Annotated in this window: 24 protein-coding genes; 10 read left to right on the forward strand and 14 right to left on the reverse strand. The window is 66.8% G+C overall.

What is annotated here, in order from left to right; genetic code table 11:
• Positions 1–4 precede the first annotated feature (4 nt).
• From LJF27_RS03135 to LJF27_RS03175, 9 genes are all read right to left on the reverse strand, one after another.
• Entirely contained in the window at positions 5–1,864 is a 1,860-nt protein-coding gene (locus tag LJF27_RS03135) for an acetyl-CoA hydrolase/transferase C-terminal domain-containing protein (protein ID WP_003123719.1), read from the reverse strand.
• A 209-nt stretch (positions 1,865–2,073) separates the two neighbouring features.
• Positions 2,074–2,502, reverse strand: coding sequence for a c-type cytochrome (locus LJF27_RS03140; RefSeq protein ID WP_003096511.1), 429 nt, complete (start codon positions 2,500–2,502; stop codon positions 2,074–2,076).
• Between the two features lie 203 nt (positions 2,503–2,705).
• The gene (locus LJF27_RS03145; RefSeq protein WP_003096513.1) at positions 2,706–3,254 is read right to left on the reverse strand and encodes a cupin domain-containing protein; all 549 of its coding nucleotides are present in this window, start codon (positions 3,252–3,254) and stop codon (positions 2,706–2,708) included.
• Positions 3,255–3,404: 150 nt separating this feature from the next.
• The gene (alr, locus tag LJF27_RS03150) at positions 3,405–4,478 is read right to left on the reverse strand and encodes an alanine racemase (RefSeq protein ID WP_003096515.1); all 1,074 of its coding nucleotides are present in this window, start codon (positions 4,476–4,478) and stop codon (positions 3,405–3,407) included.
• A gap of 90 nt (positions 4,479–4,568) precedes the next feature.
• Positions 4,569–4,922, reverse strand: a complete 354-nt coding sequence (locus LJF27_RS03155) for a RidA family protein (protein WP_003098273.1) — start codon at positions 4,920–4,922, stop codon at positions 4,569–4,571.
• Positions 4,897–6,195 (reverse strand): D-amino acid dehydrogenase, encoded by a 1,299-nt coding sequence (gene dadA / locus LJF27_RS03160; protein WP_003098274.1) that lies wholly within the window; start codon positions 6,193–6,195, stop codon positions 4,897–4,899. Before dadA ends, LJF27_RS03155 begins: the two co-directional genes overlap by 26 nt.
• A 356-nt stretch (positions 6,196–6,551) precedes the next feature.
• The gene (locus LJF27_RS03165; protein WP_003098276.1) at positions 6,552–6,896 is read right to left on the reverse strand and encodes a YdbL family protein; all 345 of its coding nucleotides are present in this window, start codon (positions 6,894–6,896) and stop codon (positions 6,552–6,554) included.
• 12 nt (positions 6,897–6,908) lie between these two features.
• On the reverse strand, positions 6,909–7,100 hold the full coding sequence (locus tag LJF27_RS03170; RefSeq protein WP_003096523.1) for a YnbE family lipoprotein: 192 nt from the start codon (positions 7,098–7,100) through the stop codon (positions 6,909–6,911).
• A 20-nt stretch (positions 7,101–7,120) separates the two neighbouring features.
• A complete protein-coding gene (locus tag LJF27_RS03175) occupies positions 7,121–9,688 on the reverse strand; it encodes a YdbH domain-containing protein (protein ID WP_004352312.1) in 2,568 nt (855 codons plus the stop codon).
• Between the two features lie 153 nt (positions 9,689–9,841).
• On the opposite strand from LJF27_RS03175, the gene dadR reads away from it, so the two are divergent.
• From dadR to LJF27_RS03190, 3 genes are all read left to right on the forward strand, one after another.
• Positions 9,842–10,330, forward strand: coding sequence for a transcriptional regulator DadR (dadR, locus tag LJF27_RS03180; protein ID WP_003096535.1), 489 nt, complete (start codon positions 9,842–9,844; stop codon positions 10,328–10,330).
• Positions 10,331–10,508: 178 nt separating this feature from the next.
• The gene (locus LJF27_RS03185; RefSeq protein WP_003098280.1) at positions 10,509–11,828 is read left to right on the forward strand and encodes an NAD(P)/FAD-dependent oxidoreductase; all 1,320 of its coding nucleotides are present in this window, start codon (positions 10,509–10,511) and stop codon (positions 11,826–11,828) included.
• A gap of 85 nt (positions 11,829–11,913) precedes the next feature.
• Positions 11,914–13,503 carry a phospholipase D family protein gene (locus tag LJF27_RS03190; RefSeq protein WP_004347289.1) on the forward strand — a complete coding sequence of 530 codons (1,590 nt, stop codon included), beginning with the start codon at positions 11,914–11,916 and terminating at the stop codon, positions 13,501–13,503.
• 3 nt (positions 13,504–13,506) lie between these two features.
• Here LJF27_RS03190 and LJF27_RS03195 read toward each other — a convergent pair whose 3' ends face one another.
• Together LJF27_RS03195 and LJF27_RS03200 are read right to left on the reverse strand one after the other, a co-directional pair.
• The gene (locus tag LJF27_RS03195; protein ID WP_003146620.1) at positions 13,507–14,670 is read right to left on the reverse strand and encodes an MFS transporter; all 1,164 of its coding nucleotides are present in this window, start codon (positions 14,668–14,670) and stop codon (positions 13,507–13,509) included.
• Positions 14,671–14,816: 146 nt separating this feature from the next.
• Positions 14,817–16,310, reverse strand: coding sequence for an aldehyde dehydrogenase (locus LJF27_RS03200; protein ID WP_003098285.1), 1,494 nt, complete (start codon positions 16,308–16,310; stop codon positions 14,817–14,819).
• Positions 16,311–16,539: 229 nt separating this feature from the next.
• On the opposite strand from LJF27_RS03200, the gene LJF27_RS03205 reads away from it, so the two are divergent.
• Together LJF27_RS03205 and LJF27_RS03210 are read left to right on the forward strand one after the other, a co-directional pair.
• Complete coding sequence (locus tag LJF27_RS03205) at positions 16,540–17,874, forward strand: aspartate aminotransferase family protein (protein ID WP_003161156.1); 1,335 nt, start codon at positions 16,540–16,542, stop codon at positions 17,872–17,874.
• A 66-nt stretch (positions 17,875–17,940) separates the two neighbouring features.
• Positions 17,941–18,303 (forward strand): cupin domain-containing protein, encoded by a 363-nt coding sequence (locus tag LJF27_RS03210; RefSeq protein ID WP_003096551.1) that lies wholly within the window; start codon positions 17,941–17,943, stop codon positions 18,301–18,303.
• A 133-nt stretch (positions 18,304–18,436) separates the two neighbouring features.
• Here LJF27_RS03210 and rpmG read toward each other — a convergent pair whose 3' ends face one another.
• Together rpmG and rpmB are read right to left on the reverse strand one after the other, a co-directional pair.
• Positions 18,437–18,592 (reverse strand): 50S ribosomal protein L33, encoded by a 156-nt coding sequence (gene rpmG / locus LJF27_RS03215; RefSeq protein ID WP_003096555.1) that lies wholly within the window; start codon positions 18,590–18,592, stop codon positions 18,437–18,439.
• Between the two features lie 11 nt (positions 18,593–18,603).
• Entirely contained in the window at positions 18,604–18,840 is a 237-nt protein-coding gene (gene rpmB, locus LJF27_RS03220) for a 50S ribosomal protein L28 (RefSeq protein ID WP_003096556.1), read from the reverse strand.
• A gap of 354 nt (positions 18,841–19,194) precedes the next feature.
• On the opposite strand from rpmB, the gene LJF27_RS03225 reads away from it, so the two are divergent.
• Positions 19,195–20,775, forward strand: coding sequence for an ABC transporter substrate-binding protein (locus LJF27_RS03225; protein ID WP_003098288.1), 1,581 nt, complete (start codon positions 19,195–19,197; stop codon positions 20,773–20,775).
• A gap of 25 nt (positions 20,776–20,800) precedes the next feature.
• Entirely contained in the window at positions 20,801–21,349 is a 549-nt protein-coding gene (locus tag LJF27_RS03230; protein WP_023085873.1) for a hypothetical protein, read from the forward strand.
• A gap of 16 nt (positions 21,350–21,365) precedes the next feature.
• Here LJF27_RS03230 and radC read toward each other — a convergent pair whose 3' ends face one another.
• Positions 21,366–22,040: a RadC family protein gene (gene radC, locus LJF27_RS03235; protein WP_003096559.1), complete on the reverse strand. Its 675-nt coding sequence runs from the start codon at positions 22,038–22,040 to the stop codon at positions 21,366–21,368.
• A gap of 139 nt (positions 22,041–22,179) precedes the next feature.
• Here radC and coaBC point away from each other — a divergent pair, with 139 nt between their 5' ends.
• The 3 genes from coaBC to LJF27_RS03250 are packed head-to-tail and all read left to right on the forward strand — an operon-like array spanning position 22,180 to position 26,494.
• Positions 22,180–23,388 (forward strand): bifunctional phosphopantothenoylcysteine decarboxylase/phosphopantothenate--cysteine ligase CoaBC, encoded by a 1,209-nt coding sequence (gene coaBC, locus LJF27_RS03240; protein WP_003098292.1) that lies wholly within the window; start codon positions 22,180–22,182, stop codon positions 23,386–23,388.
• Between the two features lie 7 nt (positions 23,389–23,395).
• Positions 23,396–23,851, forward strand: coding sequence for a dUTP diphosphatase (dut, locus tag LJF27_RS03245; protein WP_003098293.1), 456 nt, complete (start codon positions 23,396–23,398; stop codon positions 23,849–23,851).
• Between the two features lie 36 nt (positions 23,852–23,887).
• Entirely contained in the window at positions 23,888–26,494 is a 2,607-nt protein-coding gene (locus LJF27_RS03250; RefSeq protein ID WP_003114359.1) for a phosphomannomutase/phosphoglucomutase, read from the forward strand.
• Positions 26,495–26,508 lie beyond the last annotated feature (14 nt).

Consider the following 26,508-nt stretch of genomic DNA (forward strand, 5'->3'; position numbering starts at 1 on the left):
CCACTCAGCCCCGCTCTTCCTGGCTGGCTCGCAGGCCGGCCAGCAGCAAGCGCTGGTAGAGTTCCTCGCGAAGCCCCTGCGGATCGTCCAGGTCCATGCGCCGCAGATGCGCCGGGTAGGCTTCTGGCTCCGGCGCATCCAGGGTCGCCTTGCCCAGTTCGAGGATCTCGCTCAGCTTCAGCTTGCGCTTGAGCCAACCCAGCGCCCGCAGCAGGTCCTGCTCGACCTCGTCGAAATCGCTGCCCAGGGGAAACTCCGGCAGCGCCGCTGCGTGGGCCTGGTGCAAGGCCTGCAGGCGCTCCGGGGTATTGTTGCGATAGCGTTCGGGCAGGACGAAATCCTTCGGCAGCTTGCCGGCCGACTGGGCCTGCTCGGCCAGCGCCTGCTGGAAGCGCGAGTCGGCGATGGCCAGCAGCGCGGCGATCACTTCCGCGTCATTCTTGCCGCGCAGGTCGGCGATCCCGTACTCGGTCACCACCATGTCACGCAAGTGCCGGGGAATGGTGGTGTGGGCGTACTGCCAGACGATGTTCGAACTGACCTCCCCGCCGGATTCGCGCCAGCTACGCAGCATCAGGATCGAACGTGCGCCCTCCAGCTCGTGAGCCTGGGCGACGAAGTTGTACTGCCCGCCGACGCCACTGAGCACCCGGCCGTCCTCCAACTGGTCGGCGACCCCGGCGCCGAGCAGGGTCACGGTGAAGGCGCTGTTGATGAAGCGCGCGTCGCGCCGCTGCAGACGCTTCAGCTCTTCCTGGCGGTACAGGTTGTTGACGAAGCCGATGCCGGTCATGCCGATCCCGGCGCGCTCTTCCAGCGACATCTCGCGCAGGCGCCGGTAGAACGCCAACGGACCGAGGAAAAAGCCGCCGTGCAGCCACACCCCGCCCTCCACCGGCGCCTCACCGCGCTCGGCGGCACGCTGCCGCGCTTCGTCGGGGTAGACCCGGCGGCTCAGCACGCCGGCCTCGGCCAGCGCCAGCAGACCCGGCACGAACATCTCGCTGCAACCGTAAAGCCCCCGGCGGAACGGCTCCAGGCCACCGTCGCGCTCGATCGTCTCGGCCCAGCGCGCACGCACACCCAGCTCGTCGATCAACGCCCGGTAGGTGGCGTTGTCGCGCTGGCGCAGCAGCAGGGCGGCGGTCAGCGCGTCGCCCATCGAGCCGATGCCGATCTGCAGGGTGCCGCCGTCGCGCACCAGCGCGCTGGCGTGGAGACCGATACAGTGATCCTGCAGGTTGACCGGCATGTTCGGCGTGGAGAACAGCCGGCTGCTTTCCGCCGGCGCGTCGATCAGCAGGTCGAATACCGACTCCTCGACCTCGGCGTCGCCCGGCAGGTAGGGCAGGTCATCGTGGACCACGCCGATGGCGACGATGGTCTCGCCAGCGGCGCGACGCTTCTCCAGCATCGGCAGGAGGTCCAGGGTGATATCCGGGTTGCAGGCCAGGCTCAGCTTGCCCGGCCGCTCGGGATGCCGCGCCACCAGCTGGGCCACCGCGTTGACGCCCTTGGCATTGATGTCGCGGGCGACGTGGCTGTAGTTGCAACTGATGTAGTGCTGCTGCGCCGGCGCGCTGTCCAGCAGGCTGCCGGGCTGCAGGTAGAACTCCTCGACGCGGATGTTCGCCGGCAGTTCGTCGCGGCGTAGGGCGTGCAGGTAATCCAGCTCCGGGTAGTCGGCGAAGACCCGTTCGGCGAAAGGCTCGAGGAAACGCCGTTGCAGGTCGCCGCCAGCGGCGGGACGCCCCAGGGAAAGCGCGGTATACAGCGTCAGTTGGCGCTCCGGCAGGGTCCGCAGGCGCTGGTACAACGCATTGACCAGTCGGTTGGGCTTGCCCAGCCCGAGGGGCAGGCCCATGCGAATCGGGCCCTCGATGGTCTGCAGCAAGTGATCGACTGCGGCGTCGATGGAACAGGTTCGGCTCAAGACGATGCCCTCCGGCGAATGGGTAGCCGGAAGTTTGGACCCTGTTTGCCGGCGGGACGATCCGCCAGCGGGAAAAACCCGCACCGCGGATACGAAAAAGCCGCCAGGAGGCGGCTTTTCGCGACACTGTCCCGGCGTTGTTACAGACCGGACATATGCTTGATCGCGGCTTTCAGCTCGTCGTCCGAGCAATCGGCGCAGGTGCCTTTCGGCGGCATGGCGTTGATACCGGAAATCGCCTTGGCCAGCAGGCCATCGAGGCCGCCCTGCTCCTTGGCGCGCTTGCCCCACTCGGCCTTGTCGCCAACCTTCGGCGCGCCCAGCAGGCCGGTGCCGTGGCAGGTGTTGCAGGTCTTGCCGACGATGTCTTCGCCGGAACGCGCACCGCCGCCACCGGCGGCTGCCGCGACGGCGCCGACGCCTTCGCATTCCTTGCCTTGTACGCAGACCTTGCCTACCGGCTCGAGGCGCTTGGCGATCGCATCGTCAGTGGTCGTAGCCTGAGCGCTTACAGCCCACAGGGCCAACACGGCAGCTTGGGCCGCCAGCATTTTTTTAATCAGGTTCACCCTTACACCCTCATCGTGGCTTATCACACCCGGGCACGATACCGATCACTGCGGGCCGCGCGGGCGGGCGCAAGTATAACGGCAAAGAAAGCCCGGCAGAAACAATTGCACACCCTCGCAAAGCCTTGCGGCATTAGGTCGCAGCCCCGCATGCCCCTTGTCGGCCGGCGCCCTTCGGGCCCGGCGGGGTCTTGTGCTTCAGGTCAGAAATTTGCGGGCGTGGTGGCGCTGATCAAGCGTGCCGGCACATCGTAGGGATTGCGAAAACGGTGCGGCTTGTTGCTCTCGAAATAGTAGCTGTCGCCGCGCTCGAGCACATAGGTCTCGCTGCCGACGGTCAGTTCCAGGCGCCCGTCGACCAGCACGCCGGCCTCCTCGCCTTCGTGGTTGAGCATTTCCTCGCCGGTGTCGGAGCCCGGCGGGTAGGTTTCGTCGAGGAAGGCGATCGCCCGGCTCGGGTGCGCCTTGCCCACCAGGCGCATGGACACCGCGCCGCTGGAAATGTCGATCAGTTCGTCTGCCTTGTAGACAACCTGGGTATGGCTGTCCTGCTCCAGGTCCAGGGAGAAGAACTCCACCAGGGACATGGGGATACCGCCCAGCACCTTCTTCAGCGAACTGATGGAAGGGCTCACGCTGTTTTTCTCGATCATCGAGATAGTGCTGTTGGTGACACCCGCCCGTTTGGCGAGTTCGCGCTGGGAAAGACCTTTGAGCTTTCGGATGGTTTGCAGACGAGCACCGACGTCCAAGGGTGGAGTCCTCCTTATTCTTCTGGCAGGCAAGGCAAAACGAGGCCGCACACGGCTGGCGACCCCAAGTCGGCCGTATCATGGCAACACTGTTCAGTATTTACAACAGATCGGTCGACATGCCTGCGCAAAGAATTCGGAAAGTTTTTCTCAAGCCCCGGAATAGACGCGCGGCACCCTTTTCAGGTTGCACAGCAGCTGGTAGGGAATGCTGCCGAACTGCGCCGCCAGGGCGCCGACCGGCACGTTCGGGCCCCATAGTTCGACCCGGCTGCCCAGCCCGGCCTGGGGATGGTCGGTAAGGTCGACGGTGAGCATGTCCATCGATACCCGGCCAACCAGGCGCCCCGGCTTGCCGTCGATGAACACAAGGGTGCCGTCGGCGGCGTGGCGCGGATAGCCATCGGCGTAGCCCATGGCGACCACGCCGATGCGCTGGCTACGCTCGGTGCTGTAGCGCGCGCCGTAGCCGACCGGTTCGCCGGCCGGCAGGTCGCGGACGCTGATCACCTTCGATTCCAGGGTCATCACCGGGCGCAAGCGGTCGGCCAGCGGATGTGCGCGCTCGAACGGCGTGGCTCCGTAGAGCAGGATGCCCGGACGTACCCAATCGCTGGGCACCTTCGGCCAGCCGAGCACGGCTGGCGAATTGCGCAGGCTGATCTCGCCTTCCAGGCCCTGGCTAGCGGCCGCGAAGGCGGCGAGCTGTTCCTCGGTGCGCGGGCAATCCAGTTCGTCGGCGCGGGAGAAGTGACTCATCATCACGATCTTCGCCACCTTGCCGCTGGCCCGCAGGCGCTCGTGGGCGGCGCGGAAGTCCTCGGGGAAGAAGCCGACGCGGTGCATGCCCGAATCCATCTTCAGCCAGACGTTCAGCGGGCGGGCCAGGCTGGCGCGTTCGATCGCCTCCAATTGCCAGGCGCAATGCACCACGCACCAGAAGTCGTGGGCGACGATCAGCTCCAGCTCGGACGCCTCGAAGAAGCCCTCCAGCAGCAGGATCGGCTGGCGGATACCGGCCTCGCGCAGCTCCAGGCCCTCCTCGATGCAGGCCACGGCGAAGCCATCGGCCTCGGCCGCCAGCGCTTCAGCACAGCGCACCGCGCCGTGGCCGTATGCGTCCGCCTTGATCACCGCGAGCGCACGGGCGCCGGTGGCCTCGCGGGCCAGCCGATAGTTGTGACGAAGGGCTTGCAGGTCGATCAGGGCACGGGCGGGGCGCATGGCGACGGGTCTCTCTTCAGCGAGGTGCGGCATCGCGCACCTTTCATCAGGCGAAAAAAAGCCCGGCTCTCCGGCCGGGCCAGACAAAACTCAGGGCAGCGCAGCGACCACCGACATCTCTACCAGGATCTCCGGCTCGCAGAGCTTGGCTTCGACGGTGGCGCGCGCCGGCGCGACGCCGCGCGGCAGCCACTGGTCCCAGACGCGGTTCATGCCTTCGAAGTCGGCGTCGATGTCCTTCAGGTAGATGGTCACCGAGAGGATCCGAGTCTTGTCGGTGCCGGCCTCTTCCAGCAGACGCTCGATGGCCGCCAGGGTCTCGCGGGTCTGCTGCTCGACGCCCGCGGACATGTCCTCGCCCACCTGGCCCGCCAGGTAGACGGTGCCGTTGTGGACGACGATCTGGCTCATACGCTCGTTAGTGTGCTGGCGCTGGATGGGCATTCTTGGCGTTCTCCGGGGAATTGCTGTAGCGGGAAATATCCAGGCCTTCGGTACTGATCTGCGGGCGCTTCTTCGCCATCAGGTCGGCCAGGTAGCGACCCGACCCGCAGGCCATGGTCCAACCCAGGGTGCCGTGGCCGGTATTGAGGAACAGGTTGCGGTAGCGGGTGGCGCCGACGATCGGGGTGCCATCCGGGGTCGCCGGGCGCAGGCCGGTCCAGAAGGTCGCCTGGCTGATATCGCCGCCCTCGGGATAGAGGTCGGTGGTGATCATTTCCAGGGTCTCGCGGCGGCGCGGGTTCAGCGACAGGTCGAAGCCGGCGATTTCCGCCATGCCGCCGACGCGGATGCGCTGGTCGAAGCGGGTGATCGCCACCTTGTAGGTCTCGTCGAGGATGGTCGAGGTCGGCGCCATCTCCGGGTTGGTGATCGGCACGGTCAGCGAATAACCCTTCAGCGGATAGACCGGAGCCTTGATACCCAGCGGCTTGAGCAGTTGCGGCGAGTAGCTGCCCAGGGCCAGCACGTAGTGGTCGGCGGTGAGCAATTCGCCGTTGACCAGCACGCCGTTGATGCGGTCGCCGGCGAAGTCCAGGCGCTCGATGTTCTGGCCGAAGCGGAACTCCACGCCCAGGCCCTTGGCCATTTCCGCCAGGCGGGTGGTGAACAGCTGGCAGTCGCCGGTCTGGTCGTTGGGCAGGCGCAAAGCGCCGACCAGCTTGTCGGCGACCTTGGCCAAGGCCGGCTCTACGCGGGCGATGCCATCGCGGTCGAGAACCTCGTAGGGCACGCCGGAGCGCTCGAGCACGGCGATGTCCTTGCCGGCGGCGTCCAGCTGCGCCTGGGTGCGGAACAGTTGGGTGGTGCCGAGGGTGCGGCCCTCGTAGGCGATGCCGGTCTCGGCGCGCAGTTCGTCGAGGCAATCGCGGCTGTACTCGGACAGGCGGACCATGCGCTCCTTGTTCACGGCGTAGCGCTCGGCGGTGCAGTTGCGCAGCATCTGCAGCATCCAGGCGTACTGGCTGGGATCGGAGGTGAGCTTGATGGCCAGCGGCGCGTGCTTTTCCAGCAGCCACTTCATGGCCTTCAGGGGAATGCCCGGGGCTGCCCAGGGCGAAGCGTAGCCGGGAGACACCTGGCCGGCGTTGGCGAAGCTGGTTTCCAGCGCGGGACCGTCCTGACGGTCGACCACCACCACCTCGAACCCGGCACGGGCCAGGTAATACGCACTGGCGGTACCGATGACACCGCTGCCAAGGACCAGAACTCGCATTGTCGCCTCCCACGTCGCGGAGGAACCGCGGACGTTTGTTATTTTGAGCGTGTAGATGCGCGCAGTATAGGAAGAGGCAGGCAGAAATAATCACCAATTTTAGGCGGTTACTCAGGTAAAAAACCGGACAATTAGGGGTTTTACCGAGGCGCATCCACCATAAAACTGGAAAAATACCGCATATTTAAATGATCGAACTCAGGCCGGGAGTCGCTTTTTCGGGAAAGCCTGTCGCAGAAGCCATGGAAAACGGCAGGAGTCCCTGAAGGAACCGCTCGCGACAGGAAAAATTCCGCGGACACTGCCCGGCCCTTGCGACCGGAGCAGCGTCCCAGAGCGCTCGCGGAGCCTTCGCGCTATTTCTTCACCCACTTGCCGCCGACCTGGACGTACTGCCCGGCAGGGGTTCTCTCCATCGCCTTCTTGCCGGCCATGGCCTCCACGTCGGCCAGCGAAGCGCCGCTGCTGTTGGCCACCTTCTGGTATTCGGCACGCCGCGCGGCATTGATCTGCGCGGCGATGTCCGCCGCCTGGCCGCTGTTGCTGACCACGCCAAGGTAGCCGTCCGCCTGCTCGCCGACCAGGCCCTGGGCCTTGGCGCCGCCAAGGGCCGACATGGCCTGGCCGAGGTCCATCGCCATGGCGGAAAGGCTGATGCCGAGGGCCAGCAGGGCGATACCGAGTTTGCTACGGGTTGTCATGGATCCGCTCCTTTAGAACAGGCCGCTGTTCTCGTTGATGATGCCGTCCAGAGCCTTGTCGACCTTGATGTAGATCTCGTGCTCGATTTTCACGTTGAGATTGATGTTGATCGGCTCGCTGGGAGCCGCCAGCTGCACGGTGGGCGTGCAGGCCATCGTCAGGCTGCCCAGCAGCAGGACAGCGAATAGAGCGCAGAGGCGCATCGGGGGTTCTCCTGTATGGCTCATGGCGCCGAAGCCTTGCGTTTCTGCATGCGCTCCTGCACACGTTGGCGAATGGTTTCGCTGACCCGGTCGCTCAGTTGCAGGCTGGTCAGCAGTGCCGGGATATCCTCCTCCAGATTGACGTTGAGGTTGACCGGGCGCCCCTTCTCCAGGTCCGGGTTGCTGCCCTGCAAGCGCAGGCCGAGCAACAGCTTGCCGTTCTCATGATAATCGACGCTGCTTTGCAGGACGTCGTAGTGGAAATCGTCGAGGGCATCGGCGACCAGCTTCATCCCCGGGTTGCTGCGCCCCAGCGCCTCGATCTTCGCCGAGCGGAAGCGCAGGTAGCCGGGCTCGCGGGCCTTGACCTGGCCGCCGGAGACGCTGGGCTTCCAGCGGTTCAGCATCAGCGGCAGCTCGCCGTCCAGGGCGCCTTCGCCGGCCAGGCCCTCCGCCGGATAGACCCGGAAAATCTCGCCGAGTTGTATGCCCTGGATACGCAAGGCGAACTTCTGCTCAGCCTGACCCAGGCGGATGCTCCCCGCGGGGACCGAGGCCTGCCCGCCGAACAGGCCGCTCTGCAACGTCTGCCAGCTCAAACGGCCGCTGCCCGGCGCGGAAAGCGGGGCCTCATAGCGCCCGCGGAAACTCACCGGCCCCAGCGGCAGGCCGGGATTGGCCTCGGCCAGGCTCAGGCCGGGGCTGTCCAGGCTCAACTGACCGCCACGCAGGCGCAAGGCCAGGCTGCCGCCCAGCCCCTTCAGCTCGCTGCGGTCGTAGATACCGTCGAGGCCTTTCAGAGTCAGGTCCAGGTCGAGGGACGAGGCGCCCGCCGCATCGAGCTTCCAGCCGGCCGCGGCGGTCGCTCGCCCATTGCCCAGTTCGAGCAGCCCCGGCCAGTCGGCGAGGGTCGCGGCCAGCGGATTGCCGGTACGGAAGAACACCTCGGCCAGCCTGGCGGAGAGCGCCAGGGGCGTCTTCGCGTCGCGCTGCAGCTGGATGTCCGCCGCCAACCCCGCGCCGTTGCTCAGCCGTCCCTTCAGGCTGGTGCGCTCGAGGGTGGTGTCGAGCGGCCCCTCGAAGGTCCAGGCCAACGGTTTGAGGTTGGCCTGGCGGAGTTGTCCGACCTGCGCCTGCAGCGGCCCGGCGAAATGCAGCGCCAGCGGCTGGTAGGCCAGTTCGAGAGCGGCCCCGGCGAGGTCGAGGCGGGGCTGGCCAAGGTGCAGCGTCGACGGCTCGGCCAGGGACGCCGCCTGCAACCGCGCGCCCCTGCCGAAGGAGAGGTTGGCGCGCTGCCCGTCCAGCCGGCCCTCCAGGGGAATCTCCGCGACCAGTCGCTCGGCTTTCCAGCCCAGGTATTGCAGGCGCGGCGCGTCCACCTGCAAGCGACCCTCCACCAGCCTGGCGGCCCACGGCGAGATGCCCAGCAGGTCGAGCCGCGTCTCCAGCTTCAGCGTACTCGCGCCCTCGCTGGTGAACGCCAGGCGCAACGCGGTGACGCTATCGGCATCGCGCTCCAGCGGCTCGCTGCGCAAGCCCAGCGCGCTCGGCCGCAACTCGGCCGGCAGCGCCTGCAACCACTCGCCGTGCAACTGGCTCAGGCGCAAGTCGCTGCGCAGCTGGCGTGGCAACCAGGCGCCCTCGTCTCCATCCAGTTGGACTTGCAGTTCGCCCTGTACATTACCCAGACCGGGCAGCGGCCAGGCTTGCGGAGCCTGCACCAGCAGCGCCGCCGAGCCACCGCCGTCGAGCACCCGGCGCGGCTCCAGCCAGTCGCTGCCAGGCGCCAGGCGGATCGTCCAGTCCGCTTGCAGATGCAGGGCTTGCGGTGCGTCGGGCAGGCGCTGGGCTTCCGGCAACCAGCGATTGAGCCAGACCACCAGGCCACGGGTGTCCGGCAGGCCGGGCGCCTCCAGGCGCCCCTGCCAGAGGCCGTCGCCATCGGACGGCGCGAGCTGGCTGTCCAGCGTCAGCAGCGCCTGCCGGTCGAGTTGCGCGCGCGTCCGCAGGCGCCAACCGGTAGGCTCCTCGAAGAGCTGGGCGTCGAGCTGGGCCTGCTGCGCCTCCTGTTGCAGGCGCAGTTGCGCAGCCAGCGGAAACAGCGCTCCCGACGGGCGGCCGATGTCCAGTCCGCCGTCCTGCTCGCAGCGGCCGGCGGGACAAGGCAGGTCGAGATGGAAGCGTTCGAGGTGGATCTGTTCCGGCAGCCAGGCGAGGGTCTCGCGCAGGGACGTCCAGTCCAGCGCAGCGGAGTCGTCGTCGGAACTCGCGGCAGCCGGTTGCCAGGCGAGCGCCACTTGCTCCACGCGCAGGCCGGGTAGACGCGGACGCCAACCCGACAGCCCGGGCCAGCGCAGCAGCGCGTGTTCCACGTCCAGTCGCAGGCTGGCGCCATCCGCGCCGCGCCGCTCCAGCGCCAGCCGTCGCAGCCCGATGCCTTCGGCGGACAGGCCCAGGCCTTGCCACTCCAGGCGCTCGACACCCTGCTCGCGCAACAGGCTGCGCCAGGCATGCCAGCCGTAGCCGAACGCCAGCAGCAACAGCACTGCAAATACCAGCAGCAACGTCGTCCTTCTGCGCAAACGCATGTCCTACCTCTGTCCGTTGCCGACCCGGCCAAGGGTGGCGGGGCCCTCGTGCAAGATCAAGGCGTTTTCCCTGGCCAGTGTTTTTCCCTGCTTTCGACGTTATATTGGCGGAAAATTTCCGGATTTTCCGAGCCAGACGGGGAGCCTCCATCCATGCGTACCCAGCATCAGAGCAAGCGCGAGCTGGACAAGATCGACCGCAACATCCTCCGCATCCTGCAGGAGGAAGGTCGCATTTCCTTCACCGAGCTGGGCGAACGCGTCGGCCTCTCGACCACACCCTGCACCGAACGCGTGCGCCGCCTGGAGCGCGAAGGCCTGATCATGGGCTATCACGCCCGGCTCAATCCGCAGCATCTGAAGGCCAGCCTGCTGGTGTTCGTCGAGATCAGCCTGGACTACAAGTCCGGCGATACCTTCGAAGAGTTTCGCCGGGCGGTGCTCAAGCTGCCCCATGTGCTGGAATGCCACCTGGTGTCCGGCCACTTCGACTACCTGGTGAAGGCTCGCATCTCGGAAATGGCGTCCTACCGCAAGCTGCTCGGCGACATCCTGCTGAAACTGCCGCACGTACGCGAGTCGAAGAGCTATATCGTCATGGAAGAGGTCAAGGAATCGCTCGACCTACCGGTTCCGGATTGACCCAAGGCACTTTCCGGGAGTCCGCCAGGACTCCCGGCATAGACGGGAAACACCGTCTTTTCTGTACACGATCCCCGCAACACCTCGCAGTTTTTTTCCTTTTTCGCCCTTGGCGAGCGCCTCGACTGACGTTTATGCTCCGTCAAATTTTCCACACATAATAATCAGGATTTCACACATGAACGCCCGCGTTCACCAGCCGGTGCATACCGCCCAACACGCCCCCTCCTACTACGCCGCCACGCTCAACCGACGCATCGAGTGCCCTCCCCTGGCCGGCGAAGAACAGGCCGACGTGTGCGTCGTCGGCGGCGGCTTCTCGGGAGTGAACACGGCGTTGGAACTGGCCCAGCGCGGCTTCTCCGTGGTCCTGCTGGAAGCGCACCGGATCGGCTGGGGCGCCAGTGGACGCAATGGCGGCCAGTTGATCCGCGGCGTCGGCCATGACGTCGAGCAGTTCCTCCCGGTGATCGGCGCCGACGGCGTGAAGGCACTCAAGCTGATGGGCCTGGAGGCGGTGGAGATCGTCCGTCGCCGGGTCGAGCAGTACGCCATCGACTGCGATCTGCGCTGGGGCTACTGCGACCTGGCGAACAAGCCCGGCGACTACCAGGGCTTCCGCGAGGACATGGAGGAACTCCAGGCCCTCGGCTATCGCCACGAGATGCGCCTGGTGCCGGCCGCGGAGATGCGCAGCGTGGTCGGCTCCGATCGCTACGTCGGCGGCCTGGTGGACATGGGCTCTGGCCACCTGCACCCGCTCAACCTGGTCCTCGGCGAAGCCGCCGCTGCCCAGTCGCTGGGCGTCCGCCTGTTCGAGCGCTCGCCGGTGACGCGGATCGACTACGGCACGGAAGTCCAGGTGCATACCGCCACCGGCAAAGTGCGGGCGAAGACCCTGGTGCTGGGCTGCAACGCCTACATGAACGACCTCAACCCGCTGCTCGGCGGCAAGGTACTGCCGGCCGGCAGCTACGTGATCGCCACCGAACCGCTGGACGAGAAACTGGCCCGCCAACTGCTGCCGCAGAACATGGCGGTGTGCGACCAGCGCGTGGCCCTCGACTACTACCGGCTCTCCGCCGACAACCGCCTGCTGTTCGGTGGCGCCTGCCATTATTCCGGCCGCGACCCCAGCGACATCGCCGCCTACATGCGGCCGAAGATGCTGGAGGTATTCCCGCAACTGGCGAACGTCCGCATCGACTACCAATGGGGCGGCATGATCGGCATCGGCGCCAATCGCCTGCCACAGATCGGCCGCCTGCCGGGGCAGCCCAACGTGTACTTCGCCCAGGCCTATTCCGGACACGGGGTGAACGCCACGCACCTCGCCGGGCAGTTGCTCGCCGAAGCCATCGGCGGCCAGCAGAGCGACGGCTTCGACCTGTTCGCCAAGGTGCCGCACATCACCTTCCCCGGCGGCAAGCTGCTGCGCTCGCCACTGCTGGCGCTGGGCATGGCCTGGTACCGGCTGAAGGAAAAACTCGGTAGCTGAGCCCATCCGAGGCTCGGTGGATTCTGAAAAAATCAGGCGGGGCATCGCTCTTCCGAGGAAAACTCCTAGAATTCGCACGACCGGGATGAGCCGGTCGTTCGAGTTTCCACGGGAGATATCCTTGCTTCGCCGATTCCTCCTGCTGGCCCTCCTGGCCCTCTCCGGCTGCGCCAGCACTCCTCCGCCGCAACCGTCGTCGGCACTGCCCGCCGAGGGTACCTGGCTGGCCAGGCAGGCCGAAATCCAGGGACGCGACCACCCCGGCCAGTCCGGCTTCCACCTCCTGGGCGCCAGCGAGGATGCCTTCGTCGCCCGCGCGGCGCTGATTCGCGCAGCCCAGCGCAGCCTCGACATCCAGTACTACATCGTCCACGACGGACTGACCACGCGCGCCCTCGCCTACGAGTTGCTCAAGGCAGCCGACCGTGGCGTGCGGGTACGCATCCTCATCGACGACACCGCCAGCGATGGCTGGGACTACGAGATCGGTGTGCTCTCCGCCCATCCGAACATCCAGGTGCGCCTGTTCAACCCGTTGCACCTGGGCCGCGCCACCGGCATCACGCGAGGCGTCGGCCGCCTGTTCAACCTGTCCCAGCAACACCGGCGCATGCACAACAAGCTGTGGCTGGCCGACGGCACGGCGGCCATCGTCGGCGGACGCAACCTCGGCGACGAGTATTTCAACGCCAAGCCGGAGATGAACTTCACCGACCTCGACCTGCTCGGCGTCGGCCCCATCGCCAACCAGCTCTCGCACAGCTTCGACCAGTACTGGAACAGCGCCATCAGCCGGCCGATCGAGGATTTCCTCTGGCGCGCGCCCTATCCCGGCGAACTGGAGTCGGCCCGACGCAAGTTGCAGCGCTACCTGCGCAAGGAGTCGGTGAAGGAGTCCGGCTACATCCGCCACCTGTTCGACCGCGGCGACCAGCCACGCCTGGGCAACTGGCTGGAGAATCTCACCTGGGCCCGCGCCGAGGCGATCTGGGATGCGCCGCTGAAGGTATTGAGCCGCGGCGAGCCCGACCCGCACCTATTGCTCAGTCCGCACCTGGCGGGCCTGTTCAAGGGCGTGCAGAAGGAACTGATCCTGGTCTCGGCGTATTTCGTTCCGGCCAAGGACGGTCTCAACTACCTCACCGGCAAGGCCGACAGCGGCGTCCGCGTGCGCCTGCTGACCAACTCCCTGGAAGCCACCGACGTGCCCGCCGTGCATGCCGGCTACGCGCCCTATCGGATGGCGCTGCTTGAGCATGGCGTTAAGCTCTACGAGCTGCGCGCCAATCCCGACCAGCCGCTGAGCGGCGCGCCCTGGCGCCTGCACGGATCGAGCAGCGCCAGCCTGCACAGCAAGGCGATGGTCTTCGACCGGCGCAAGGTATTCATCGGTTCGTTCAACTTCGATCCGCGCTCGATCCTGTGGAACACCGAAGTCGGGGTCATCGTCGACAGTCCGCTGCTGGCCGAGCAGGTCCGCCAACTGGCGCTGGAGGGCATGGCGCCGAGCGTCAGCTACCAGGTGCGCATCGACCGCAGCGGTAGCCGGCCGAAGCTGGTCTGGATCGATGAGCGCGACGGCCGGCCCCAGGTCCTGCGCCACGAGCCGGGTAGCCTGTGGCGACGCCTGAACGCCTGGGTCGCGGGAATGATCGGACTGGAAAAGATGCTCTGAGGGTCACTCGGAGGCTTCCAGGCCGGTCGCCTCCTCGTCCGCCGGAATCGCCCCGCGCAGCCGCACCAGCACCACGAAGCCCGCCGCGCCGAGCGCCATCATCAACGGCAGGGCGTGACCGCTGATCCACTGGCTGGCGGCGCCGGTGGCCAGCGGGCCGAGCAGGCAGCCGATGCCCCATAGCTGCGCGACATGGGCATTGGCCCGGACCAGGGCATCGTCTCGGTAGCGCTCGCCGATCAGGATCAGCGCCAGGGTGAACAACCCGCCGGCGCTGGCCCCGAACAGCACCAGCAGCGGCCAGATCAACGGCGTCTGCAGCAGCAGGGGAATCGCCAGGCTGCTCAGCAGCAGCACCAGGCCGCAGCCGCCGAACAGGCCGCTGCGCGAGACCCGGTCGGCGAGCCAGCCGATCGGCAGCTGCAACAATGCATCGCCCACCACCACGGTACTGACCATGGCCAGCGCCACCGCTTGCGGAAAGCCCTGGCGCAACCCGTATACCGGCAGCAGGGTGAGGATCATCGCCTCGAAGGCAGCGAACAATACCACCGCCCAGGCGATCGCCGGCAGACCCCGGCAGAAGGCCCACAAACCGCGCCCGGAGGCACTGTGCGGATCGACCCTGGGCGCACCGCTGCGGCCCAGCAGCAGCAACGAGCCAGCAATCAGCAGGCAGACGCCGAACCAGAAGCCACGGTCGTCGGCGGTACCGATGAAGGTCAGCAGTACCGGCCCGGACAGTTGGCTGAGGGCGTAGCCGGTGCCGTACAGCGCGACCAGCCGGCCACGCCACTTCTCCACTGCCAACTGGTTGATCCAGCTTTCCCCGAGGATGAACACCACGGTGAGCTGCACGCCGATCAGCAGGCGCAGCAACAGCCATACCGGGTAGCTCTGCAGCAGCGCCAGCAGGCCGACGGAGGCTGCCCCGGTGAGCAGGCACAACTGCATCAGCCGCGGCGTGCCGACGCGCGCGGCGAGGCGCCCGGCGATCATCGCGCCGAGCAGCACGCCCACTGCCGGCGTGCTGGCCATCACGCCGATGGCGAAACTGCCGTAGCCCCAGCTCTCCAGGCGCAACGAGACCAGCGGCATGGTCAGGCCAAGGGCGAGGCCGATGCTGATGACTGCGGAACAGACGGCGAAATAGCTTCCCCAACGCATTGCGATTCTCCCGTTGGCACCCCGGAAGCCTTGCCGGGGCGAGCGGATATATCCGGCGCACGAAGCACAGCGGCCGGGCTTCCAGAAGGAAACCCGGCCGCGGGTGTGGCTCGAGAGAGCCGGCCCGGAAGGGCCGACCTAGGCGATCAGAGCTTGATCCAGGTCGCCTTCAGCTCGGTGTACTTGTCGAAGGCGTGCAGCGACTTGTCGCGACCGTTGCCCGACTGCTTGAAGCCGCCGAACGGAGCGGTCATGTCGCCGCCGTCGTACTGGTTGACCCAGACGCTGCCGGCGCGCAGGGCCTTGGCAGTCAGGTGCGCCTTGGACAGGTTGCTGGTCCAGACCGCCGCCGCCAGCCCATAGGGCGTGTCGTTGGCGATGCGCACGGCTTCCTCGGCATCCTCGAACTCGATCACCGAGAGCACCGGGCCGAAGATTTCCTCGCGGGCGATCTTCATCGCATTGGTCACGCCGTCGAAGATGGTCGGCTCGACGTAGGTGCCACCGGTTTCTTCCAGGGTCCGCTTGCCGCCGGCGACCAGCTTGGCGCCGTCGTTGTGACCGGCCTCGATGTAGGACAGCACGGTGTTCATCTGCTGGGTGTCCACCAGCGCGCCGACGTTGGTTTCCGGATCCAGCGGGTTGCCCGGCTTCCAGCCCTTGAGGGCCTCGATCACCAGGGGCAGGAACTTGTCCTTGATGGAGCGCTCCACCAGCAGGCGCGAACCGGCGGTGCAGACTTCGCCCTGGTTGAAGGCGATGGCGCCGGCAGCGGCTTCGGCGGCGGCCTTCAGGTCCGGGGCGTCGGCGAAGACGATGTTCGGGCTCTTGCCGCCGGCCTCCAGCCAGACGCGCTTCATGTTCGACTCGCCGGCATAGACCATCAGTTGCTTGGCGATCTTGGTCGAACCGGTGAACACCAGGGTGTCGACATCCATGTGCAATGCCAGCGCCTTGCCTACCGTGTGGCCATAGCCCGGCAGCACGTTGAACACGCCTTTCGGAATGCCGGCCTCGACGGCCAGCTGGGCGATGCGGATGGCGGTCAGCGGCGACTTCTCGGAGGGCTTGAGGATCACCGAGTTGCCGGTGGCCAGGGCCGGACCGAGTTTCCAGCAGGACATCAGCAGCGGGAAGTTCCACGGCACGATGGCGGCGACCACGCCGACCGGCTCGCGGGTCACCAGGCCCAGCTCGGCATGGGGAGTGGCGGCGACTTCGTCATAGATCTTGTCGATCGCCTCGGCGCTCCAGCGCAGGCTGTTGGCGGCGCTGGCGACGTCGATGTGCAGCGAGTCGCTGATCGGCTTGCCCATGTCCAGGGTTTCCAGCAGGGCCAGCTCCTCGGCGTTCTCCAGCAGCAGATCGGCGAAGCGGATCATCGTCTGCTTGCGCTTGGCCGGCGCCAGGCGCGACCAGGCGCCGGAATCGAAGGCATTGCGGGCGACCTTGACCGCCTGCTCGGCATCGGCCAGGTCGCAACTGGCGACCTTGGCCAGGAAGCGGCCATCCACCGGGCTCAGGCAATCGAAGGTCTCGCCGGAGGCGGCGTTGCTGTATTCGCCGTTGACGAAGGCACGGCCTTCGATCTTCAGGTCTTTGGCGCGGGCTTCCCAGTCGGCGCGGGTCAGGGTGGTCATGACAACGTGTCCTCTTATTGGTGTTCTGGGCGCCTGGGAGACAGGCGCGCTGTCAGATTCTGCAAGGCGGGCGCGCGGCCCGTGGTGTCCGCCACCCTAAACCAGAGCAGCGCCTGTTTTCAATATATTTGACAGGAACCCCTCTAACTCCCTTGTCACGTTCATTATTTTAAACATAGACTCGCCCGGACTAGCGTCTTCATCCCTCGCGTGCAACCTGGGTGGCCCTATGACAATGAATAACGAGCCGCAGTCGAGCAGCCTCGACAACTTCTGGATGCCCTTCACCGCCAACCGCCAGTTCAAGGCGCGGCCGCGCCTGCTGGAAAGCGCCGAAGGCATCCACTATATCGCCCAGGGCGGGCGCCGCATCCTCGACGGCACCGCCGGCCTCTGGTGCTGCAATGCCGGCCACGGCCGGCGCGAGATCAGCGAAGCGGTGGCCCGGCAGATCGCCACCCTCGACTACGCCCCGCCGTTCCAGATGGGTCACCCGCTGCCGTTCGAACTCGCCGCGCGGCTGGCGGAAATCGCCCCGCCGGGCCTGAACAAAGTATTCTTCACCAACTCCGGCTCGGAATCGGCGGACACCGCGCTGAAGATCGCCCTTGCCTACCAGCGCGCCATCGGCCAGGGCACCCGCACCCGCCTGATCGGCCGCGAACTGGGCTACCACGGGGTCGGCTTCGGCGGCCTGTCGGTAGGCGGTATGGTCAACAACCGCAAGGCCTTCTCCGCCAACCTGCTGCCGGGGATCGACCACCTGCCGCACACCCTGGACGTCGCCCGCAACGCCTTCACCGTCGGCCTGCCCGAGCATGGCGTGGAAAAGGCCGAGGAGCTGGAACGCCTGGTGACCCTGCACGGCGCCGAGAATATCGCCGCGGTGATCGTCGAGCCGATGTCCGGCTCGGCCGGCGTGGTGCTGCCGCCCAAGGGCTACCTTCAGCGGCTGCGCGAGATAACCCGCAAGCATGGCATCCTGCTGATCTTCGACGAAGTGATCACCGGTTTCGGCCGCGTCGGCGAAGCCTTCGCCGCGCAGCGCTGGGGCGTCGTCCCGGACCTGCTGACCTGCGCCAAGGGGCTGACCAACGGCAGCATCCCGATGGGCGCCGTATTCGTCGACGAGAAGATCCATGCTGCCTTCATGCAAGGCCCGCAGGGCGCCATCGAGTTCTTCCACGGCTATACCTATTCCGGCCATCCGGTAGCCTGCGCCGCCGCCCTGGCGACCCTGGACATCTACCGTCGCGATGACCTGTTCCAGCGGGCCGTCGAACTGGAAGGCTACTGGCAGGACGCGCTGTTCAGCCTGCGCGACCTGCCCAACGTGGTCGACATCCGCGCCGTAGGCCTGGTCGGCGGCGTGCAACTGGCGCCGCACGCGGACGGCCCCGGCAAGCGCGGCTACGACGTCTTCGAGCGCTGCTTCTGGGAGCACGACCTGATGGTCCGGGTGACCGGCGACATCATCGCCATGTCGCCGCCGCTGATCATCGACAAGCCCCACATCGACCAGATCGTCGAGCGCCTGGCCCAGGCCATCCGCGCCAGCGTCTGATCCAGGCGGGCGGCTGGCGCCGCCCTGCCCCCCAACTGGCCAGAACCACAAGAACCGAGAGTCAGCATGAACATCGAACAGATCGTCGACTTCGCCCAGGCCAACAGCGCCCCGGAGCACTACAGCCCGGCGCCGGAGAAAATCCTCAAGGGCGACCCGAAACAGAGCGTGCGCAACCACTACGGCAGCCCCTGCGGGCAGTTCAACGCCGGTATCTGGGAAGGCGCCGTGGGCCAGTGGACGGTGAACTACACCGAACACGAGTACTGCGAGATCATCCAGGGCGTCTCGGTGCTGCGCGACCGGCACGGCAACGCCAAGACCGTGCGCGCCGGCGACCGCTTCGTGATCCCTGCCGGCTTCCAGGGCACCTGGGAAGTGCTCGAAGCCTGTCGCAAGGTGTATGTGATCTTCGAAGCCAAGGCCTGAGCCCCGGCTTCATCCAGAATGCTTGTTACCCTTGCCCGCCACCTGGCGGGCTTTTTTGTGCGCGGCCCGGGGTTCGTACGCCGGAAATGAAAAAGCCCGCCAGGGGCGGGCTTTTCGCAAGGTGCCGGATCAATTACTTGATCTTGGCTTCCTTGTAGATCACGTGCTGACGAACAACCGGATCGTACTTCTTGATCTCGATCTTCTCAGGCTTGGTACGCTTGTTCTTGTCGGTGGTGTAGAAGTGGCCGGTACCGGCGCTGGACACCAGACGAATCAATTCACGCATGATTCAGCTCCTTAGAATTTTTCGCCGCGGGCACGCAGGTCAGCCAGGACGGCCTCGATGCCACGCTTGTCGATGATACGCATGCCCTTGGCGGAAACGCGCAGACGTACGAAGCGCTTCTCGGACTCGACCCAGAAACGGTGGTGCTGCAGGTTCGGCAGGAAACGGCGGCGGGTTTTGTTGTGTGCGTGGGAAATGTTATTCCCGGTAACCGGACCCTTACCGGTTACTTGACAGACTCTAGACATGCCTCAGCCCTCTATAACCTCATGCCCAACCCGGCATGGGTTGGCTGCTTTAACTCAAGTTCGATACTCAGTTTCACCGGGGTCTTACCCGCTGCATCCCGACGAAGGAGAGCGTGGCCCCAGAAAAGAGCGCAGCTTTATATCAGAAAGGCGCCCCGCGCCGCAAGGGTGAAGACCATGGCGCAGCCGCGGCCCGCCTCACTGCGGGCTTCGCACCGCGGCCGTTCGTCGCCTTGCCTCGTTGTCGCTGCCCGCCGCATGGTCTAGGGTAGCGATTCAAGGTCGCCAACGGCCTTGCATGACTGCGCCCAACCGCTGCGGATGGGCATGTTAACCGTTCGAATGGAGCCCGTCATGCGCCTCGCCGCTTTCTCCCTGTTCCTCGCCCCCCTGCTGCTCGCCCAGCCCGCCGCCGCTGCCGCCTTGAGCGTGTGCACCGAAGCCAGCCCCGAGGGCTTCGACGTGGTCCAGTACAACTCGCTGACCACCACCAACGCCTCGGCCGATGTGCTGATGAATCGCCTGGTCGAGTTCGACGCCGGCAAGGGGACGGTGGTGCCCTCGCTGGCCGAGCGCTGGTCGGTGTCCGACGACGGCCTGAGCTATCGCTTCGACCTGCGCCAGGGTGTGCACTTCCACAGCACCGCCTACTTCAAGCCGAGCCGTACGCTCGACGCCGACGACGTGGTGTTCAGCTTCCAGCGCATGCTCGATCCGGCCAATCCCTGGCACAAGGTGGCGCAGAACGGCTTCCCGCACGCCCAGTCGATGCAACTGCCGGAGCTGATCAAGCGGGTGGAGAAAAGCGGCGACCACCAGGTGCTGTTCGTTCTCGACCACCCCGACGCGACCTTCCTGCCGATGCTGAGCATGGGCTTCGCCTCCATCTATTCGGCGGAATACGCCGACCAGTTGATGAAGGCCGGAACCCCGGAAAAGCTCAACGCCGAGCCGATCGGCAGCGGCCCGTTCGTGTTCAAGCGCTTCCAGAAGGACGCGGTGGTGCGCTACGCCGCCAACCCCGAGTACTTCGCCGGCAAGCCGGCGGTCGACGCGCTGATCTTCGCCATCACCCCGGACGCCAACGTGCGCCTGCAGAAGTTGCGCCGCGGCGAATGCCAGATCGCCCTGTCGCCGAAGCCGCTGGACGTGGAGAGCGCGCGCAAGGACGCCAGCCTGAAGGTCGAGCAGACGCCGGCCTTCATGACCGCCTTCGTCGCCCTCAATACCCAGCATCCGCCGCTGGACGATCCCAAGGTGCGCCAGGCGATCAACCTGGCCTTCGACCGCACCAGCTACCTGCAGGCGGTATTCGAAGGCAGCGCCAGTGCCGCCACCGGCATCTATCCGCCGAACACCTGGAGCTATGCCAGGGATATTCCCGCCTACCCGCACGCTCCCGAACAGGCGCGCAAGCTGCTGGCCGGCAAGCAGCTTCCCGAGCTGAACATCTGGACCCGCCCGTCCGGCAGCCTGCTCAACCCCAACCCGAGCCTCGGCGCCCAACTGCTCCAGGCCGACCTGGCGGAGGCCGGGATCAAGGCCAACATCCGCGTCATCGAATGGGGCGAGTTGATCCGTCGCGCCAAGAACGGCGAACACGACCTGCTGTTCATGGGTTGGGCAGGCGACAACGGCGATCCGGACAACTTCCTCACTCCGCAATTCAGCTGCGCCAGCGTCAAGTCGGGGCTCAACTTCGCGCGCTATTGCGACCCCGGCCTGGACAAGCTGATTGCCGACGGCAAGGCCGCCAGCAGCCAGGAACAACGCACCGGCCTGTACCACCAGGCGCAGAAACTGATCCACGAACAGGCGCTCTGGCTGCCCCTGGCCCACCCGACCGCCTTCGCCCTTACCCGCCAGGAGGTGCAGGGCTACCAGGTCAATCCGTTCGGTCGCCAGGATTTCTCTCGGGTCGCCGTGAAACGCTGAAGGCCACGCCCGGGAGAACCCAGCGATGGATCTCGACCGTCTCTACCTGCCGCATTGGCAGTTCAGCGAACACCACCAGCGGCTGATCGACGCGCCGGCCGCCGCGCTGCTCGACGCGGTGGAAGACCTGCTGCGCTTCGACGACCCGCTGGTGCGCGCCTTCCTCGTCCTGCGCGAAGCGCCGGGAAGGCTGGCCGGCCTGCTGGGCCGGCGCAACGACCTGGCCGGCCGCCCACGCTTCGGCCTGCATGAGTTCACCCGCCTGGAGCGCCGCGCCGACCAGGCCATCGCCTACGGCCTGGTCGGCCGCTTCTGGCGCGCCGACTTCGCCCTGGAACGCATCGCGGACGGCGAGCATTTCCGCTGCTACGACCAGCCCGGAGTGGCCAAGCTCGTGCTGTGTTTCCGTTGCACGCCCAGCGCCAGCGGTACCCTGCTGCACACGGAAACCCGGGTGTTCTGCCCCGATCGCGCCAGCCGCCTGCGCTTCACCCCCTACTGGTTGGCGATCCGCCCGGTCAGCGGGCTGATCCGCCGGCGCCTGCTGGCGGGCATCGAGCGGCGCCTGGGCTGAGCCCTTCGTCGAACGCTCACAGCCAACCGTATTCGGCCAGCGACAGCGGCTCGCCGTCGCCGATGATGAAGTGGTCGAGCACCCGCACGTCGATGAGCGCCAAGGCTTCCTTGAGGCGCGCAGTGAGCTGGCGGTCGGCGAGACTCGGACGGGCGTCGCCGGAAGGGTGGTTATGGGTCAGGATCAGCGCCGCCGCGTTGTGCGCCAGGGTGCGCTTGACCACCTGGCGCGGGTAGACGCTGGCGCCATCGATGCTGCCCTGGAACAGCACCTCGAACGCCAGGACCCGGTGCCTCGTGTCGAGGAACAGGCAGGCGAACACCTCGTGCTGCTCGTGGCGCAGGCGCGCCTTGAGATAGTCGCGCACCGCCTGCGGGCTCTCCAGTATCGAATCGCGACGCAGGCGCTCGGCCAGGTGGCGCCGGCCCATCTCCAGCACGGCCTGCAATTGCGCATACTTGGCCACGCCGAGCCCGAGATGGCCGCAGAACGAGGCGAGGTCCGCCTCGAGCAGGGCACGCAGCCCGCCGAACTCGCTCAACAGCCGCCGCGACAGCTCGACCGCACTACAACCGGTCACTCCCGTGCGCAGGAAGATCGCCAACAGCTCGGCATCGGAAAGGGCCGCCGCGCCCTGCTCCAGAAGCTTCTCCCGAGGCCGTTCGGCTTCGGGCCAATCGCGGATGCTCATTCGCTTTCCCCATCGAGCCCGCCCGCTGTTCCCGTGCGGACGCTGTGCTATCTTAGCCCATCCTTTTTGCGCGGCAGACGACCTGGGGAGGCGCGTTTGCCGAAGCGCATGTCATCCATTTCCTTATTAAGGCAAGCCTATGCAGCGGCTCTATCGGAAACGCATCGTCCTCGGCGTGGGCGGCGGCATTGCCGCCTACAAGAGCGCCGAACTGGTCCGCCGCCTGCGCGACCAGGGCGCTGAAGTCCGAGTGGTGATGACCCAGGGCGGCCGCGAGTTCATCACGCCCCTGACCCTCCAGGCGTTGTCCGGCCATCCGGTGCATACCGATCTGCTGGACCCGGCGGCGGAAGCCGCGATGGGCCACATCGAACTGGCCCGCTGGGCCGATCTGGTGCTGATCGCACCGGCTACCGCCGACCTCATGGCGCGCCTGGTCCAGGGCGTGGCCAACGACCTGCTGACCACCCTGGTGCTGGCTACCGACGCGCAAATCGCCCTGGCACCGGCGATGAACCAGGCCATGTGGCGCGACACCGCGACCCAGGCCAACGCCGAGCTGCTGCGCCAGCGCGGCTTCCACCTGTTCGGTCCGGCAGCGGGCAGCCAGGCCTGCGGCGACGTCGGCCTCGGACGCATGCTCGAAGCCGAGGAACTGGCGCAGCGCGCCGCCGACTGCTTCCAGCGCCAGGCGCTGACCGGCGTGCATGTGCTGATCACCGCCGGCCCGACCCAGGAAAACATCGACCCGGTGCGCTACATCACCAACCACAGTTCCGGAAAGATGGGCTTCGCCCTCGCCGAGGCGGCGGTGGAAGCCGGCGCACGGGTGACCCTGGTCACCGGCCCGGTGCACCTGCCCACGCCCGACCGGGTGCAGCGCGTCGACGTGGTCAGCGCCCGCGACATGCTGGCCGCCTGCGAGGCGGCGATGCCCTGCGACCTGCTGATCGCCTCCGCGGCGGTCGCCGACTACCGCCCGGAAGTGGTCGCCGCGCACAAACTGAAGAAAGACCCTACCAGCGGCGAGGGCTTGCTCTTGCAGCTGGTGCGCAATCCCGACATTCTCGCCACCCTCGCACAGCGCGAGGATCGCCCCTTCAGCGTGGGCTTCGCCGCAGAAACCGAAAACCTGCTGGACTATGCTGCACGCAAGCTGAAGGACAAGAACCTCGACCTGATCGTCGCCAACGACGTGGCCAACCCCTCGATCGGCTTCAACAGCGACGAGAACGCGATCACGGTGATCGACCGCGACCTGCATCCGAGCACCTTCGCCCAGACCAGCAAGGGCAAGATCGCTCGCCAGCTGATCGCCTTCATCGCCGACCGCCTCAACCAGCAATGAGTTACTGATGCACTCTCTCCAAGCCAAGATCCTCGACCCCCGCCTGGGCTCCGACTTCCCGCTCCCGCAGTACGCCACGCCGGGCTCGGCCGGCCTGGACCTGCGCGCCATGCTCAAGGAAGACAGCGTCCTCGGCCCGGGCCAGACCCTGCTGATTCCCACCGGCCTGTCCATCTACATCGCCGATCCCGGCCTCGCCGCCCTGGTCCTGCCGCGCTCCGGCCTGGGGCACAAGCACGGCATCGTGCTGGGCAACCTGGTCGGCCTGATCGACTCGGACTACCAGGGCGAGCTGATGGTGTCGTGCTGGAACCGCGGCGAGTCGCCGTTCACCATCGCCGTCGGCGAGCGCATCGCGCAGTTGGTACTGGTGCCGGTGGTGCAGGCGCATTTCGAGCTGGTCGAAGCGTTCGACGAAAGCCAGCGCGGCGCCGGCGGCTTCGGCCATTCCGGCAGCCACTGACCCCGAACACAGGACGAGACGCCGAGGAGACGCGGCATGAAGCTTTTCCAGCGCACCGCCAAGGATGGGAACGAGTTGGGCGACCTGCTCGAACCGGAAAAGAAGCCGCGCAAGGCAGCGTCCGAACGCGCTGACGGCAAGGACCTGCTGCCCGGCATAGGCGCCAGCCTACTGGGCGTGGCGGCCGCCGGCGCCCTGCTCTGGTTCGGCGTCTTCGGCGGCGCCGGTGAGGCGCAGCAGCGCCAGTTGGACGCGGCCTGGGCCGAAGGCCAGGCCGGCGCCTTGCGCCAGGCCTTGCAGCAACTCGCCGCCGACACCCGCGCCGCCGCGGCCAGCCCCCTCGCCCTCGAAGCCCTGCAAAGCGGCGACGCCACCCGCATCGAGGCCGCCCAGCGCAGCCTGCTGGCCTGGGACGGCGTGGTCGATGCCCACCTGAACGCGCCCGGCCAGGCCGCCCAGGACAACGACAGCCCCGGCCCGGTCAGCTTCGCCGCCCTGGATATCCTGCACCGGGTGGAAAGTGGCCAGAACGTCGCCGCCGAAGCCTACAAGGTCGGCCAGCGCTGGCTGCTGTACAGCGCCGCGCCGGTGCGCGGCGCCGACCAGAGCCTGCAAGGCACGCTGCTGCTGGCGGTCGACCTGCAACGGCTGCTGCGCGCCCTGCCGCCCTTGCCGGGCGATGCCGGCCAGGTACAACTGGTCCAGCAGTTCTCCGGCGCACCGGCCCAGGTGCTGCTGCAACGCGGTACGCCGGCGCCGGGCAAGGGTGCGCAAGCGCTGGACAGCGGCAATCCGAACTGGAAACTGAACTACACGCCCGGCAGCGTCGCTTCGACCCAGGCCTCGCCGCTGCTGCTGGCACTCGCGGCGCTGCTGGCGCTGCTCGGCGGCATCCTCGGCACCTACCTCACCCGTTCGTCGCTGTTGCGCCGCCTGCATCAGGATGTCCTGACCCTCGGTCAGTATCTTCAGGAACTCGGCGGGCAACGCACTGCCAAACCCCCTGTGCCTAGCCTGCCGGGCTTCGCCCCGCTGATCCAGGCATTGGCCCGCCAGCCGCGGCGCAAGCCGGAGCCGACCAGCGTGCCCAGCCCTGCCAAGGCAGCGCCGGTGGCGCCGGTGGCGGTGGCGAAAGCGCCTCCTCGCGAGGAGCCGGCATTGGCAGATCCGTTGTTCCAGAACACCGACATTCTGGATATCGACATTCTCGATGAAGACCAGGACCTCCTGGGATTGGAGCAAACCCCCATCATGAGCACTGCAAAAGCACCGACGCTGCCCGCCAGCATCTTCCGCGCCTACGACATCCGTGGCGTGGTAGGCGATACCCTCACCGCCGAGACCGCCTACTGGATCGGTCGCGCCATCGGCTCGGAAAGCCTCGCCCGCGGCGAACCGTGCGTCGCTGTCGGCCGCGATGGCCGCCTGTCCGGTCCCGAGCTGGTCAAGCAGCTGATCCAGGGCCTGGTGGACTGCGGTTGCCAGGTCAGCGACGTGGGCATGGTGCCTACCCCGGTGCTGTACTACGCGGCCAACGTGCTCGAGGGCAAGTCCGGGGTGATGCTGACCGGCAGCCACAACCCGCCGGACTACAACGGCTTCAAGATCGTGGTCGCCGGCGAGACCCTGGCCAACGAGCAGATCCAGGCCCTGCGCGAGCGCATCGAGAAAAACGACCTGGCATCCGGCGTCGGCAGCGTAGAGCAGGTCGACATCCTGCCGCGCTACTTCAAGCAGATCCGCGACGACATCGCCATGGCCAAGCCGATGAAGGTGGTGGTCGACTGCGGCAACGGCGTGGCCGGGGTGATCGCCCCGCAGTTGATCGAGGCCCTGGGCTGCAGCGTGATCCCGCTGTACTGCGAGGTCGACGGCAACTTCCCGAACCACCATCCGGACCCGGGCAAGCCGGAGAACCTGAAGGACCTGATCGCCAAGGTCAAGGCCGAGAACGCCGACCTGGGCCTGGCCTTCGACGGCGACGGCGATCGCGTCGGCGTGGTCACCAATACCGGTACCATCATCTATCCGGACCGTCTGCTGATGCTGTTCGCCAAGGACGTGGTCTCGCGCAACCCGGGGGCCGACATCATCTTCGACGTCAAGTGCACCCGCCGTCTGATCGCCCTGATCAGCGGCTACGGCGGCCGTCCGGTGATGTGGAAGACCGGCCACTCGCTGATCAAGAAGAAGATGAAGGAAACCGGCGCCCTGCTGGCTGGCGAGATGAGCGGCCACGTGTTCTTCAAGGAGCGCTGGTTCGGCTTCGACGATGGCATCTACAGCGCCGCCCGCCTGCTGGAAATCCTCAGCCAGGATCAGCGTGACAGCGAGCACGTGTTCTCGGCCTTCCCGAGCGACATTTCCACCCCGGAAATCAACATCACCGTCACCGAGGACAGCAAGTTCGCCATCATCGAGGCGCTGCAACGCGACGCCCAATGGGGCGAAGGCAACATCACCACCCTCGACGGCGTGCGGGTCGACTACCCCAAAGGCTGGGGCCTGGTACGCGCCTCCAACACCACTCCCGTGCTGGTCCTGCGCTTCGAAGCGGACACCGAGGAAGAGCTGGAGCGCATCAAGACCGTCTTCCGTAACCAACTGAAGGCAGTGGATTCCTCGCTGCCCGTGCCCTTCTGACATGTCGGAGCTCC

It is taken from the genome of Pseudomonas sp. 203-8 (assembly GCF_020708595.1).
Taxonomy (GTDB): Bacteria; Pseudomonadota; Gammaproteobacteria; order Pseudomonadales; family Pseudomonadaceae; genus Pseudomonas; species Pseudomonas aeruginosa.

Coding starts and splice junctions, on each gene's coding strand:
- LJF27_RS03205 (WP_003161156.1), top strand. CDS start 16,540: ATGACAATGAATAACGAGCCGCAGTCGAGCAGCCTCGACAACTTCTGG.
- coaBC (WP_003098292.1), top strand. CDS start 22,180: ATGCAGCGGCTCTATCGGAAACGCATCGTCCTCGGCGTGGGCGGCGGC.
- LJF27_RS03185 (WP_003098280.1), top strand. CDS start 10,509: ATGAACGCCCGCGTTCACCAGCCGGTGCATACCGCCCAACACGCCCCC.
- LJF27_RS03165 (WP_003098276.1), bottom strand. CDS start 6,896: ATGACAACCCGTAGCAAACTCGGTATCGCCCTGCTGGCCCTCGGCATC.
- LJF27_RS03225 (WP_003098288.1), top strand. CDS start 19,195: ATGCGCCTCGCCGCTTTCTCCCTGTTCCTCGCCCCCCTGCTGCTCGCC.
- LJF27_RS03200 (WP_003098285.1), bottom strand. CDS start 16,310: ATGACCACCCTGACCCGCGCCGACTGGGAAGCCCGCGCCAAAGACCTG.
- LJF27_RS03210 (WP_003096551.1), top strand. CDS start 17,941: ATGAACATCGAACAGATCGTCGACTTCGCCCAGGCCAACAGCGCCCCG.
- rpmG (WP_003096555.1), bottom strand. CDS start 18,592: ATGCGTGAATTGATTCGTCTGGTGTCCAGCGCCGGTACCGGCCACTTC.
- dadR (WP_003096535.1), top strand. CDS start 9,842: ATGCGTACCCAGCATCAGAGCAAGCGCGAGCTGGACAAGATCGACCGC.
- LJF27_RS03170 (WP_003096523.1), bottom strand. CDS start 7,100: ATGCGCCTCTGCGCTCTATTCGCTGTCCTGCTGCTGGGCAGCCTGACG.
- dadA (WP_003098274.1), bottom strand. CDS start 6,195: ATGCGAGTTCTGGTCCTTGGCAGCGGTGTCATCGGTACCGCCAGTGCG.
- alr (WP_003096515.1), bottom strand. CDS start 4,478: ATGCGCCCCGCCCGTGCCCTGATCGACCTGCAAGCCCTTCGTCACAAC.
- radC (WP_003096559.1), bottom strand. CDS start 22,040: ATGAGCATCCGCGATTGGCCCGAAGCCGAACGGCCTCGGGAGAAGCTT.
- LJF27_RS03135 (WP_003123719.1), bottom strand. CDS start 1,864: ATGGGCCTGCCCCTCGGGCTGGGCAAGCCCAACCGACTGGTCAATGCG.
- LJF27_RS03195 (WP_003146620.1), bottom strand. CDS start 14,670: ATGCGTTGGGGAAGCTATTTCGCCGTCTGTTCCGCAGTCATCAGCATC.
- LJF27_RS03190 (WP_004347289.1), top strand. CDS start 11,914: ATGAGCCGGTCGTTCGAGTTTCCACGGGAGATATCCTTGCTTCGCCGA.
- LJF27_RS03155 (WP_003098273.1), bottom strand. CDS start 4,922: ATGCCCATCCAGCGCCAGCACACTAACGAGCGTATGAGCCAGATCGTC.
- rpmB (WP_003096556.1), bottom strand. CDS start 18,840: ATGTCTAGAGTCTGTCAAGTAACCGGTAAGGGTCCGGTTACCGGGAAT.
- LJF27_RS03175 (WP_004352312.1), bottom strand. CDS start 9,688: ATGCGTTTGCGCAGAAGGACGACGTTGCTGCTGGTATTTGCAGTGCTG.
- LJF27_RS03250 (WP_003114359.1), top strand. CDS start 23,888: ATGAAGCTTTTCCAGCGCACCGCCAAGGATGGGAACGAGTTGGGCGAC.
- LJF27_RS03230 (WP_023085873.1), top strand. CDS start 20,801: ATGGATCTCGACCGTCTCTACCTGCCGCATTGGCAGTTCAGCGAACAC.
- dut (WP_003098293.1), top strand. CDS start 23,396: ATGCACTCTCTCCAAGCCAAGATCCTCGACCCCCGCCTGGGCTCCGAC.